Origin of the sequence: Polaribacter sp. 11A2H (assembly GCF_011379025.1) — a bacterium.
In the GTDB taxonomy this organism is placed as follows: Bacteria; Bacteroidota; Bacteroidia; order Flavobacteriales; family Flavobacteriaceae; genus Polaribacter.
Genome location: NZ_WTLD01000003.1, coordinates 15,606 through 29,216 on the forward strand (window position 1 = coordinate 15,606; position 13,611 = coordinate 29,216).

14 protein-coding genes are annotated in these 13,611 nt (G+C 29.9%); 3 read left to right on the forward strand and 11 right to left on the reverse strand.

Annotated features, from left to right (window positions below; all coding sequences use genetic code 11):
- Positions 1-20 precede the first annotated feature (20 nt).
- The 8 genes from moaC to rplU form a co-directional block, all read right to left on the reverse strand.
- Complete coding sequence (moaC, locus tag GQS58_RS04415; protein WP_166383281.1) at positions 21-494, reverse strand: cyclic pyranopterin monophosphate synthase MoaC; 474 nt, start codon at positions 492-494, stop codon at positions 21-23.
- The gene (locus tag GQS58_RS04420; protein WP_166383283.1) at positions 494-1,681 is read right to left on the reverse strand and encodes a molybdopterin molybdotransferase MoeA; all 1,188 of its coding nucleotides are present in this window, start codon (positions 1,679-1,681) and stop codon (positions 494-496) included. The genes moaC and GQS58_RS04420 overlap by 1 nt, the downstream gene beginning before the upstream one ends.
- Positions 1,682-1,709: 28 nt before the next feature.
- A complete protein-coding gene (gene moaA, locus GQS58_RS04425; protein WP_166383285.1) occupies positions 1,710-2,702 on the reverse strand; it encodes a GTP 3',8-cyclase MoaA in 993 nt (330 codons plus the stop codon).
- Positions 2,703-3,116 (reverse strand): YeeE/YedE thiosulfate transporter family protein, encoded by a 414-nt coding sequence (locus tag GQS58_RS04430; protein ID WP_166383287.1) that lies wholly within the window; start codon positions 3,114-3,116, stop codon positions 2,703-2,705. It abuts the gene before it with no gap.
- A 2-nt stretch (positions 3,117-3,118) separates the two neighbouring features.
- The gene (locus GQS58_RS04435; protein ID WP_166383289.1) at positions 3,119-3,676 is read right to left on the reverse strand and encodes a YeeE/YedE family protein; all 558 of its coding nucleotides are present in this window, start codon (positions 3,674-3,676) and stop codon (positions 3,119-3,121) included.
- A gap of 2 nt (positions 3,677-3,678) precedes the next feature.
- On the reverse strand, positions 3,679-4,911 hold the full coding sequence (locus GQS58_RS04440) for a 3-deoxy-D-manno-octulosonic acid transferase (protein WP_166383291.1): 1,233 nt from the start codon (positions 4,909-4,911) through the stop codon (positions 3,679-3,681).
- Positions 4,912-5,384: 473 nt separating this feature from the next.
- Positions 5,385-5,645, reverse strand: coding sequence for a 50S ribosomal protein L27 (gene rpmA, locus GQS58_RS04445; RefSeq protein WP_036782547.1), 261 nt, complete (start codon positions 5,643-5,645; stop codon positions 5,385-5,387).
- Between the two features lie 26 nt (positions 5,646-5,671).
- A complete protein-coding gene (rplU, locus tag GQS58_RS04450; RefSeq protein ID WP_166383293.1) occupies positions 5,672-6,148 on the reverse strand; it encodes a 50S ribosomal protein L21 in 477 nt (158 codons plus the stop codon).
- Between the two features lie 266 nt (positions 6,149-6,414).
- Here rplU and GQS58_RS04455 point away from each other — a divergent pair, with 266 nt between their 5' ends.
- Both GQS58_RS04455 and GQS58_RS04460 read left to right on the forward strand, forming a co-directional pair.
- Positions 6,415-7,725: a M16 family metallopeptidase gene (locus GQS58_RS04455; protein WP_166383295.1), complete on the forward strand. Its 1,311-nt coding sequence runs from the start codon at positions 6,415-6,417 to the stop codon at positions 7,723-7,725.
- Positions 7,726-7,744: 19 nt separating this feature from the next.
- Positions 7,745-9,796, forward strand: a complete 2,052-nt coding sequence (locus tag GQS58_RS04460; RefSeq protein WP_166383297.1) for a M16 family metallopeptidase — start codon at positions 7,745-7,747, stop codon at positions 9,794-9,796.
- Positions 9,797-9,873: 77 nt separating this feature from the next.
- On the opposite strand, the gene GQS58_RS04465 is transcribed toward GQS58_RS04460, so the two are convergent.
- Positions 9,874-10,749, reverse strand: coding sequence for a DMT family transporter (locus GQS58_RS04465; RefSeq protein ID WP_166383926.1), 876 nt, complete (start codon positions 10,747-10,749; stop codon positions 9,874-9,876).
- Between the two features lie 161 nt (positions 10,750-10,910).
- On the opposite strand from GQS58_RS04465, the gene GQS58_RS04470 reads away from it, so the two are divergent.
- The gene (locus tag GQS58_RS04470; protein WP_166383299.1) at positions 10,911-11,243 is read left to right on the forward strand and encodes a cation transporter; all 333 of its coding nucleotides are present in this window, start codon (positions 10,911-10,913) and stop codon (positions 11,241-11,243) included.
- Between the two features lie 91 nt (positions 11,244-11,334).
- Here GQS58_RS04470 and GQS58_RS04475 read toward each other — a convergent pair whose 3' ends face one another.
- Positions 11,335-12,876: a glycine--tRNA ligase gene (locus tag GQS58_RS04475; protein ID WP_166383301.1), complete on the reverse strand. Its 1,542-nt coding sequence runs from the start codon at positions 12,874-12,876 to the stop codon at positions 11,335-11,337.
- 44 nt (positions 12,877-12,920) lie between these two features.
- Positions 12,921-13,484, reverse strand: a complete 564-nt coding sequence (locus GQS58_RS04480) for a class I SAM-dependent methyltransferase (protein ID WP_166383303.1) — start codon at positions 13,482-13,484, stop codon at positions 12,921-12,923.
- Between the last annotated feature and the right edge of the window lie 127 nt (positions 13,485-13,611).

A 13,611-nucleotide genomic window follows, 5' to 3' on the forward strand; every position in this document is an offset into this window, starting at 1 on the left:
GAGCGCGCTCGAGGAGACATTTAATTCTTAATATCAGATTTTCCGCCTGTTTTTTCTAATAACTTTACTTCTTTAATTACCATTTTCTGACTGATGCTTTTACACATGTCATAAATAGTTAAACACGTAATGTTTGCTCCCGTTAAAGCTTCCATTTCCACACCTGTTTTACCGGTAATTGTAACTTCACAAAGAACCTCAACGTTTTCTGAATCTATAATATTAATATCAATATCAACTCCATTAATTAATAATGGATGACACATTGGTATCAATTCTGATGTTTTTTTAACACCTTGAATTCCTGCAATAATTGCTGTTTGAAAAACGGGTCCTTTTTTAGTAAATAACTCATCATTTGTAAAATGAGCAATTACTTCTTCTCCTAAAAACATGGTTGCTTTCGCAATTGCTGTTCTTTTGGTAATTTTCTTATCAGAAACATTTACCATTTTAGGGTTATTTCTTTCGTTTAAATGACTAAAATCGCTCATTATCTATATCTTATTATCGGAAAAACCGCTCCTTTTTTAAACTCAGTTTTATCATTTGGCAATTGAATAAAAGCATCTGTTTTCACCAAACTGGCTAAATCTCCAGAACCATTTCCATTAATTGGAGTCGCAATTATTTGCCCGTTATTATTTTCTAACTTCACTTGTAAAAAGTACGTTAAATTAGGTTTAAAAGAAACGTCTACATTTAAAATTGCCGTTTCTTCTTCTACTTTTACGCCTACCGATTTATAATACCAAGGATAAAAATACGCTAAACAATTTACAAAAGTAGAAATCGGGTTACCAGGAAAAGCAAATACTTTACAGTTTCTATTTTCACCAAACCAAAAAGGTTTACCTGGTCTTTGTGCCACTTTATGAAACAATTTTTCTACGCCTAATTCATCAAAAACTTCCGGTAAAAAATCATATTTTCCTTTACTTACAGCACCACTAAAAAGCAACACATCATATTCTTGTAAATAGGTTTCTATTTTCGATTTTAAAATTGGCTTATCATCTGTAATGTGTGCTGTTTCCGAAGAAATATTTAACCTTTCTAACAAAGACACCAGCGTAAATACATTACTCCTTCTAATTTGATGTTCTAACGGAGTTTCATCAACACCAACCAATTCATCACCCGTAGAAACAATCATTATTTTTGGTTGTCTTGCTACTTTTACTGTTCCTTTACCAACGGTTGCTAAGACTCCAATTTCTGCTGCTGAAATTAGGGTGTTTTCTTCAATTAATATATCGCCAGTTTTTCCATCTTTTCCTTTAGAATGAACATTTTGGGCATCATTAATTGTATCAATATTTATAGTTGCAATTCCGTCTACTATAGTTACATCTTCATATCTAATAACTGTGTTTGCATTATATGGCAAAACAGCTCCAGTCATAACTTCTATACAATTTTCAGGGTTTTGAAGTGTGATTTGCTCACTTCCAGCAGCTTGAATTCCTTCTACTTTGAAACCTCTTTGTCCATTTTTAAAAGCAATATAATCAATTGCAATTCCATCCATAGAAACTCTATTAAAAGGCGGAAAATCTCTATCAGCAGTAATTTTTTCCTTTAAAATTCTACTTACAGATTTTATAAACGGAATTTCTTCAACTCCAAAATCTTGATTTGAATTTAGAACGGTTTGTAAAGCTTCTTTTACTGAAATCATTTTTTATAAATGTGTAATTGTTCTATGTTTACCCTCCAATAGTACTCATACTCTCTGAAGCACCACCATCTTTTCTATTTGCTTCTGCTATAAAACCATTTTCTGGTTTCTGTTTTACCAAACTTAAAAATAGTTCTTTTAAATCGTCATTAGAAGCGCCTTTTCTAATAAAATCTCTTAAATTAAAAACACCATCATCAAATAAACAGTTTTTAAAAGTTCCGGTTGATGTAATTCTTATTCTATTACAATCGTTACAAATAGTTCTTGTAAAAGCAGGAATTATTCCGAAAGTTCCTAGATGATTATCAACTTTATAATTTCTAGAAGTTGATGATTTTTCTGATTGAACTTCCTGAACATCAAACTCCGTTTTAACTTCATTTAAAATCTTATTAAAAGTCCAATTTTCTTTCATATCACGTTGTCCTTTACCATTAAAAGGCATTTCTTCAATAAAACGAACCGCAACATTTTTATCTTTTGTTAATCGTACAAAATCTACAATTTCATCAGTATTAAAACCAGATTGTACAACTACATTTAGTTTTAAATTTAAACTACTTTTTTCTAATAGTTCAAAGGTTTTATAAACCTCTGGATATACATCTCTTCTTGTAATTTTTGCAAACTTTTCTCTATCTAAGCTATCAATACTTAAATTGATGTTTTTTACTTTTTCTAACTGTTCTATTTTAGAAATATGCTTAGAAATCATTGCACCATTTGTAGTAATATTTATTGCATCTAACAAATCGTTATAAGACAACATTTCTAAAAAACCAACAAAATCTTTACGTACAAAAGGTTCTCCACCAGTTAAACGGACTTTATTTACCCCCAATTCTGTTAACACACGAATTAAACGATACATTTCTTTAAAAGTAAGTAATTCTTGTCTCGGAACAATATCTATACCATGCGCAGGCATACAATATTGACAACGCAAATTACAACGATCTGTAACTGCTAGTCTCACATATTCCATTTGTCTGCCAAAGCCGTCTACTAATTTGCTCATTTAATTTGGTAGTTTTTTGCTTAAAACGCCATAAAGTAACGTTCCTAAAAGCGATCCGAATAATAAAATTAAAGCTGGTATTAATTCAAAACCAAGAATTACAAAAATTGGTGCTGCACAAGCACCAGAAATCCCCCATCCTAATCCAAAAAATGTTCCTCCTAAAAGAGTTCTTATAAAACCTTTTTCTTTTGGTTTTGGTATTATTTTATTTCCATGAATGTCTTTTATAATTCCTTTTTTAAATAGCTGCATAAAAACCATAGAAATTACAACCGCTCCTCCAATAATGCCAAACATATGAAAAGATTGAAACTTAAACATTTCGTAAAAACGATACCAACTAATTGCTTGCGTTTTACTTAAAACGATTGCAAAAAAGATTCCTAATACTAAAAATTTGATATTTTTCATAATTAAAATAATAATGGAATTATAAACCAAGTAGCAATAATACCACCAATAAAAAAGCCAATTACCGCTAATAAAGAAGGTAACTCTAAATTACTTAAACCTGTAATTGCATGACCAGATGTACAACCACCAGCATAACGGGTTCCGAAACCAATTAAGATTCCTGAAATTATTAAAATTAGAAACCCTTTTAATGAAAATACAACATCTTTACTAAAAATTTCATCTGGAAAATATTGACTTCCAACATTCGAAAAACCTAAATCTGTTAATTCTTTTACCGTTTTAGGGTTTAAATCTATTGCTTGATTTGGCATTAAAAAATTTGCTGAAATAAATCCACCAATAATTAAACCAACTACAAACATCAATGCAAAGTCTCTGTCTTTCCAATCTTTCTTAAAATAATCAGACACTTTATCTGCACCTGCAATAGTACATAATGTTTCAAAATTTGTTGATGCACCAAAATTTTTACCGAAATAAAAATACAACAGTAATGATATTGCTATTAAAGGGCCACCAACATACCAAGCCCAAGGTTGTAATATAAAATCCATTATTAAATCTTCTCTTTTAAATAATTCATAATTAATTTTGTTGCTCCAAAATTGTCTTGAATATATCTTTTATTAATTACTCCTGTTAACTTTCTAAAGTTTTCATCATTTTTTAGACTGATAAAATTTGATGTAAATTCTGCTTGATTTTTTATTGAAATGCAACCTCCTATTTTAACCAAATCTACCGCTTCTTTAAATTTGTCGTAATTATTACCAATCACAACAGGAATCCCAAATGTTGCTGGCTCTAAAATATTATGTAAACCTGTTTTTAAACCTCCGCCTACATAAGCCAAGTCTGCAGCAGCATAAATTTTGGTTAAAATACCAATAGTATCAATTATAAAAACTTGGTATTCTGCCAGGTTTTTACCTGCTTTAGCAGAAAATAAAATTGTTTTTTTGTTGATGGAATTCTGTAATTCTAAAATTGCCGCTTGCTTAATATTATGAGGAGCAATTATAAACTTCTCATCTTCGGATGCATTATTATTAATGTAATTTACCAATAATTCTTCATCTTCTTGCCAAGTACTACCAGCAACAATTGTGTATTTATCATCTTTAAATTGATTGATAAAATCTAACGAGTTATCTTGTTCTAAGATCTTAGAAACTCTATCAAAACGGGTATCACCAGCAATGGTAACATTTTTAAAACTGATAGAATCTAGTAGTTTTTTAGAATTTTCGTCTTGTACAAAAAAGTGATGAAAAGCTTCTAAAGATTTTCTCATAAAACCTCCATAACTTTTAAAGAACAATTGTTTTTCTCTTAAAATACCAGAAACTAAGATTGTTGGAATTTCTTTTGATTTTAATTCATTTAAAAGATTTGGCCAAAATTCGTATTTTACAAAAACAGCAAATTTAGGGTTTACAATCTCTACAAATTTTCTTGCTTTTGCTTTAGAGTCTAAAGGCAAATAACAAACAACATCTGCTAAATTATAGTCTTTTCTAATTTCAAATCCAGAAGGAGAAAAAAAAGTAACTAGAATTTTATAAGCTGGGTATTCTTTTTTAATATCTTCTATAATTGGTCTTGCTTGTTCAAATTCGCCTAAAGAAGCAGCATGAAACCAAATAACGTCTGAGTTTTTTAAGGTAGATATTTTAGAAAATGTTTCATTTCTACCGGCTACAAAAAGTTTTATTTTTTTATTAAATAAAGCAATTATTGGCAGTAACAGAGAGGCAATAAAAACGACAAAGTTGTATAAAAATTTCATAACCGTAAAAATACGAAATACTAACAACTAAGCTTCTACATAATTAACTAGATAAATAAAAAGCTACCCTAAAAAGAGTAGCTTATTTTTGTTTATGAAACTTAACTATTAGTAGTAACATTTATATTCCCCCGAAAAAAATGTTACAAGTAAATTAAAATTCAGTGTTAAATATACAATAATAAAATGAGTAGTCGCTATAAGTGATTCAAAAAACACACTTAACAAGCTAAAAATCATAAATTTAAAAACAACCAATCGTTTTTACTACAATAGCTTACTTTTATTCTTATCATAAATTTCATTTAATAAAATAGCTCTAAGCTCATTTATAACTAGTTTACAAACGTAATTACTCCTTAAAAACATAAAATTATTTACTTTAGTAAAGTAAACGCAAATAATTTCTAAACCAAAAAATGCTCAAACATTTTCATGTTTGAGCATTTTTTAATTTTTAAAAGCTAAATTTCTTAAGCTTCAAATGGAGTAATAGATACATAAGATCTATTATCTTTTTTCTTACGGAATTCTACAACACCGTCAACCTTTGCATGTAAAGTATGATCTTTACCCATGTAAACGTTTTCTCCCGGATTGTGAGTTGTTCCTCTTTGACGAACAATAATGTTCCCTGCAATTGCAGCTTGTCCTCCAAATATTTTTACACCTAGTCGTTTCGATTCTGATTCTCTACCATTCTTCGAACTACCTACTCCTTTTTTATGTGCCATGATCCTATGGTTTTAAAATTGAATTTTTATTTAGTTAAAGCGTCAATTAATTCAGCTTTCTTTAAAGAAGTATATCCTGAGATACCTTGATCTTTAGCAGCAGCTTTTAATTCTGTAACAGTCATAGTATTATAATCTGTTGAAGCTTCTTTTGCTGGAGCAGTTTCTTTTTTTACTGATTTTTTTGCACCAGTAGCAGCAATAGATTCAATAAGAATCTCGCTTAAAAATTGTCTGTGTCCGTTTTTCTTAATGTAACCTTTTCTTCTTTTCTTCTTGAAAACGATTACTTTATCACCTTTTAAGTGACTTAAAATTTGAGCTGTTACTGAAGCTCCTTCTATAGCTGGGGCGCCAATTGTTACATTACCTTCTTCATCAAGTAAAAGAACGTTATCAAAAGTTACTTTTGATCCTACTTCTCCTTGTAAACGGTGAACGTATACTTTTTGGTCTTTTGCAACTTTAAACTGCTGCCCTGCCATCTCTACGATTGCGTACATACTAATTATTTTGCGTTTATTACTAATTATTTTGCATTATCCTAATGAAAATGCGGGTGCAAATATACATCTTTTTTATAACTAACCAATATTGTTTTTATAAATAATTTCATCAAAATGAGCAAAGTAAAAGAAAAGTGTACTACTTTTAATGTATATCTTTTTTATTTTTGGTATCTATTACAAATTGTTTGGCAGAAAGTGTAACAAACAAAACCTACCAGCGTCAAACAGCGTATCAATTAATAACTTATTAAATAAATTTTATGAAGAAAAGTATTTTATCTCTTACTTCTGCTTTTTTAGTCGCATTTTCTTTAAACGCGCAGAAAGTAGAATTTGAAGAGTACGATTTAAGCAACGGAATGCATGTTATTTTACATCAAGACACATCTGCTCCTGTAGTTACTACTGCAGTAATGTACCATGTTGGTGCAAAAGACGAACAACCAGATAGAACTGGTATGGCTCATTTTTTTGAACACTTATTGTTTGAAGGAACAGAGAATATTGATAAAGGAGAATGGTCTAAAATAGTTGCTGCGAATGGAGGAAATAACAACGCAAACACTACTGATGATAGAACGTATTATTATGAAATATTTCCTTCTAATAATCTAGAATTAGGTTTATGGATGGAATCTGAGCGTTTATTACACCCAGTTATTGGGCAAGAAGGTGTAGATACTCAAAACGAAGTTGTAAAAGAAGAAAAAAGATTACGAGTAGATAACCAACCTTACTCTCGTTTTTTAGAATATGTTAAAAAAGAAATCTTTAAAAAACACCCATATAAAGGAACAACTATTGGGGAAATGGCACATTTAGATGCTGCTACTTTAGATGATTTTTTAGCATTTAATAAAAAGTTTTATGTACCTAACAATGCTACTTTAGTGGTTGCAGGTGATATTGATGTTGCAAATGCAAAAAAATTAATTGAAGCTTATTTTGGTCCAATTCCTCGTGGAACAGATATAGAAAGAACAGTTATAGAAGAAGAACCTATTACCGCACCAATTGCAGCAAAAGGATATGACCCTAATATTCAAATTCCAGCAATTATAACGGCTTACAGAACGCCATCTATGAAAACTAAAGACTCTAGAATATTAGATATGATTTCTTCTTATTTAAGTACAGGAAAAAGCTCTGTCTTATATAAAAAATTAGTAGACACTAAAAAAATGGCTTTACAAGCTGGTGCAATTAACTTAAGTCAAGAAGATTATGGAACCTATATTATTTTCGGTTTACCACAAGGGGAAACTAAATTAGCAGACATTGTTACAGAAATTGATGAAGAAATTTTAAAGCTACAAACAGAATTAATTTCTGAAAAAACATACCAAAAACTTCAAAATCAATTCGAAAATCAATTTGTAAATTCTAATTCTAGTGTAGAAGGAATTGCAAATTCTTTAGCTCGATACAATGTATTATACGGCGATACAAATTTAATTAATACAGAAATTGAGATTTATCGTTCTATTACTCGTGAAGATATTAGAGAAGTAGCTAAAAAATATTTAAATCCAAATCAAAGAGTAACTTTAGAGTATTTACCTAAAAAATAATTAACAAAAGACATATACAATGAAAAAACAGATAATATCACTTATCGCAATTATAGCAATGTCTTTTGCTACAACTGCACAAATAGATAGAAGCCAACAACCTAAACCAGGACCAGCACCAAAGGTTCAATTAGGTAAATCCGAAAAATTTACTTTATCTAACGGATTACAAGTAATTATGGTAGAAAACCATAAGTTACCAAGAGCATCAGCTAGTTTAACTATAGATAATAAACCTGTAGTTGAAGGAGATAAAGCAGGTGTTTCTAGCATAATGGGAAGTTTACTAGGTAGAGGAACAGCAAACATTACCAAAGATGAATTTAATGAAAAAGTAGATTTCTTAGGGGCTGGTGTTAACTTTTATAGTTCTGGTGCTTCTGCAAGATCATTAACAAAATATTTCCCAGAAGTATTAGCGTTAATGGCAGACGGAATTAAAAATTCTCAGTTTACACAAGAAGAATTCGACAAAGAAATTAAAATTACTTTAGACGGATTAAAATCTGATGAAAAAAATGTTACAAGTACTGCAAGAAGAGTAGAAAGTGCTTTATTGTATGGTAAAAACCATCCTTATGGAGAGTTTGTTTCTAAAGAAACGGTTAATAACATTACTTTAACCGATGTTAAAAACAACTACACTACTTATTATAAGCCAAACAATGCTTACTTAGTAATTGTTGGAGATATAAACCCAAAAGAAACTAAGAAATTAGTAAAGAGTTTATTTAAAAAATGGAAAAAAAGTGATGTACCAGAAGTTGCTTTTACAAAGCCAGAAAATGTTTCTAAAACAGAAATCAATTTTATCGATATGCCAAATGCAGTACAATCTGAAGTTGTAATTGCTAACAATATCGATTTAAAATTAGGAGACAAAGATTACTACGCAGCGTTATTAGCAAACAATATTCTTGGTGGTGGCGGAACTGCTCGTTTATTTATGAATTTACGTGAAGACAAAGGGTATACTTACGGTTCTTACTCTAGCGTTAGACAAAGTAAGGTAGCTGCAACTTTTAGAGCTTCTGCAAGTGTTCGTAACGTAGTTACAGACAGTTCTATTGTAGAAATTAAAAAAGAAATCGATAAAATTCGTACTGAAAAAGTTACCGAAGAAGAGTTAAAAAATGCGAAAGCACAATATGTTGGTAGCTTTGTTATGGATGTACAAAAACCTGCTACTGCTGCTAGTTTTGCTTTAAATATTGCACGTTATAATTTACCAACAGATTTTTACGAAAACTATTTAACTAATATAAATGCAGTTACTGTAGAAGATGTACAAAATGCAGCCTTAAAATACTTTAAAAGTGATGAAGCTCGTATAATTGTTACAGGTAAAGCAATTGATGTTTTAGATAATTTAGAAAAATCGGGTTATACAATCAACTATTTCGACAAAAATGCCGAAGCTGCAGAAAAGCCAGAAATGACAATCGCAGTTCCTGACGGAATTACAAAAGAAACTGTTATTAACAATTACTTTAAAGCAATTGGTGGAGTAGAGAAAGTGAAAGCAATAAAAACAACCTTAACTACCTATGAAGCAAGTGCAATGGGGCAAACTCTTCAGATTATTGAAAAAAGAGATGCAAACAATTTTTCTAGTGAAATTAGTGTTGGTGGTAATGTAATGATGAAAGTCTTAACCAATAAAGACGGAGTTAGTACTAACGGACAAGCTTTACCTGCTAATATAGCATCTGAAATGACACATACATTAGGTGCTTTCCCTGAGTTAGGATTATTAAATAATAGTAAAACTACATTAACAAGTATAGAAAAATTAGATGGTAAAAATGTTTATGTCGTTGCTAAAAAAGGAACAATAGTTTCTGTTTCTACTTATTTTGATGTAGCAACAGGTTTAAAAGTAAAAGAAGTTCAGACTATTTCTATGGGAGGAAAAACTCAAAATCAAGAAGCTACTTTTAGCGATTATAAAGATTTTGATGGAATTCTATTTCCTACAAAAAAATCTGGAACTATGGGACCTCAGAAAATTGAGTCTACTTTAATTTCAGTTAAAATTAATGAAGGTGTTTCAGATGCTGATTTTAAATAAGCAACTTTAGAAATATTTTTTAATAATGAGAGTCAAGATTTAGTTCTTGACTCTTTTTTTATGCACAAATTTAAAAACTACTTAGCCTTATTAACAAAATACACTCCTAAAAGAATAATTACACCTCCTAAAACCTGAATTAAACTTAACTTTTCACCATCTAACATACCCCAAAATATAGCAACTATAGGTATTATATAGGTTACTGAAGATGAAAAAACAGGGTTTGAAATGTGTACTAATTTATTGTAAATAGTTTTTGCAACTCCAGTTCCTACTACAGATAAAATTGCCAAGTATCCTAAAGAATGCATTAGATTTTCATTTTTAACATCAAACGTAGTGAAGAAATCTGTAAAACTTAAAACAATAATTGCAGGAATAATTAATAATAAAAAATTACCTGTTGTAATTGCCAAAGCATCTAAATCGTCTAGATATTTCTTTACAATATTTGCATTAAAAGCATACCCTACGGAAGCTACTATAATTAATAAAGCATACCAATAATTTTGGTTAGGGTTTACATCGGCTCCTTTTAATATCAAAATTAAAGTCCCTACTAAACCAATTAAAATTCCATACAATTGTGCTTTCTTAAAAGCGAAGCCAAAAACAATTGCTCCAAAAATTAAGGTATTAAAAGGTGTAAATGAATTTAAAATAGATACAATAGAACTATCTATACTCGTAATTGCAAAAGCAAATAGAAAACTAGGTATAAAGGTACCCGCTAGTGCTGTATAAACGATATATTTCCAATGTCTTTTTTTAATCTTCTTTATGGACGGAGAAGCTACAGAAAGTAAAAATACAGCTGTAAAAATCATTCTTAAAGCGCCTAATTGAATGGGAGTTACTCCCAAGAGTGCTTTTTTCATTAAAATAAATGAACTACCCCAAACGATAGAAAGAATAATAAGGTAAAACCATTTTTGTTGTTGATTATTCATTGCTGATAAAAGTATTCCGTAAAAATCCGACAAAAGTTTAAATCTCAGTACTTTTATTGATAAATTTGCATAATAATTTTATAATTTAACCTTATGCAATTCGTTAAGGGTTTATTCAAATTATTTTTTAACTCAAATATTTATATTCTAAATCTATTTTTATGAAAATTAAAAAAATATTATTTACTTTTCTACTTGCTTGTTTCGTTTTAATTGGTTGTAAAAGTGAAGCAAAAAAAGAAATACTGCCTGTTAACAAACAAAATGTTTCTTTAGCTATTTCTGGTATGACTTGTCAAATTGGTTGCGCAAGAACAATACAATCTAAATTATCTAAAAAAGAAGGTGTTATAGATGCCAAAGTAATTTTTACCGATAGTATTGCAAACATTGAGTTTGATGCAAATACAACATCTAAAGAAGATTTAGCTTCTTTTGTTAGCGGTATTGCTGGCGGAGAACTTTATAAAGCTTCTATTGCATCAAAAGAATAATGCCTTTAAAAGCTAGTAACAAAAAATTATATCAAAAAAAAAGCTGAATCTCAATTGAGATTCAGCTTTTTTTTATCCTTAAAAAATTGAATTACATTTTCTGTAACCAAGTCTTTACAGCTACTTCTGCTTTAATAATTTCTTTTAAATCTGCAATAGCAACTCTTTTTTGTTCCATCGTATCTCTATGTCTTATAGTAACACATTTATCTTCTAAAGTCTCATGATCTACAGTAATACAAAATGGTGTTCCTGCTGCATCCTGACGTCTGTAACGTTTACCAACGGCATCTTTTTCATCGTAAAAAACGTTAAAATCCCATTTTAAATCATCCATAATTTCACGGGCAACTTCTGGCAAACCATCCTTTTTAACTAAAGGAAAAATAGCTGCTTTAAAAGGAGCTAAAACAGATGGCAATTTTAAAACGGTTCTTGTTGTTCCGTTTTCTAATTCTTCCTCTTGTAGAGAGTTAGAAAAAACAGCTAAGAACATTCTATCTAAACCAATAGAAGTTTCTACTACATACGGTGTGTAACTTTTATTTTCTTCATGATCGAAATACTGTAATTTCTTACCAGAAAATTTTTCATGTGCTTTTAAATCAAAATCTGTACGAGAGTGAATACCTTCTAATTCTTTAAATCCGAATGGGAAATTAAATTCAATATCTGCCGCTGCATCTGCGTAATGTGCTAATTTATCGTGGTCATGAAAACGGTAGTTCTCTGCGCCCATCCCTAGAGATAAATGCCATTTTAAACGCGTTTCTTTCCATTGATCGTACCATTCTTTTTGAGTGCCTGGTTTTACAAAAAATTGCATTTCCATTTGTTCAAACTCACGCATTCTAAAAATAAACTGTCTTGCAACAATTTCATTTCTAAATGCTTTACCGGTTTGTGCAATACCAAAAGGAATTTTCATTCTTCCTGTTTTTTGCACGTTTAAGAAATTTACAAAAATTCCTTGCGCCGTTTCTGGTCTTAAATATAAATCCATTGCAGTTTCTGCAGATGCACCTAATTTTGTACCAAACATTAAATTGAACTGTTTAACGTCTGTCCAATTTCTAGAACCTGTTAAAGGATCTGCAATTTCTAATTCTTCAATTAATAGCTTTACATCGGCTAAGTCTTCTTTTTCTAAAGACGCACCCATTCTTGCTAAAATGGTATTTATTTTTTCTTGATAACCAACAACTCTTCCGTTGGTTGCAACAAATTCTTCTTTATTAAAGGCTTCACCAAAACGTTTTTCTGCTTTAGCAACTTCTTTATTTATTTTTCCTTCTATTTTAGCACAATAGTCTTCAATTAAAACATCGGCTCTGTAACGTTTTTTAGAATCTTTATTGTCAATTAAAGGATCGTTAAATGCATCTACATGCCCAGAAGCTTTCCAAGTTGTTGGGTGCATTAAAATAGAAGCATCTATACCCACAATGTTTTCGTGCATTTGCACCATTGCTTTCCACCAGTAATCTCTAATATTTTTCTTTAGCTCAACTCCGTTTTGAGCATAATCGTAAACCGCACTTAAACCATCATATATTTCAGAAGACTGAAAAACATAACCGTATTCTTTAGCGTGCGATAAAACTTTTTTAAATTGATCTTCTTGTTTTGCCATAATGCGACAAATATACATCAATCTAAAAATTTACCAATAAAAATCTAACCTACTTTTTTACAATGATAAACAAAGGCTGGAGGGAAGTTTAAGGGTTCAAAACCTAAAGATATAGATTGATTAAACACATTTTTAAGTTTTTTAAAATACGTTAAACTATACTGAAACTGAATAAAGGTTCCATTATCTGCTAAAACATGAAAAGATTTCTCTAAAATTTCATCTGTAACTTCTTCTGGAATAATTGTTAACGGTAAACTAGAAATAATATGACAGGTTTTATTAAAGTTTAATTTCTTTAACTCTTCTTCAATTTTTTCTGCGGATGATTTAACGACAATAAGTTGTTTGTTTTCTATTTGTGATAGTTCTTTATAAAAATTATCATTTATCTCAAAACAAATTAAAGTAGCATTTGCTGGCAATTTTTGTAATATAAGCTTGGTAATTGCTCCGTTTCCCGGACCCAATTCTACCAAAACTTCTACTTTAGAAAAATCGATTCCTTTTAACATTCTTTCCGCCAAAAACCGAGAACTCGGTGTAACGGTTCCTAATGTTTTTAAGTTTTTTATAGACTCTTTTAAAAAATTTATCCTGTTGTTCAAATCTTATTCTTAAATTATAGTGTTATCTTTCTAAAAAAAGGCTTTGTAAAAATGCGAATTTTAAAAGACTTATTCAATCTTTTTTACCCTAAATTATGTGCTAATTGCAATAATCAACTCATTAATA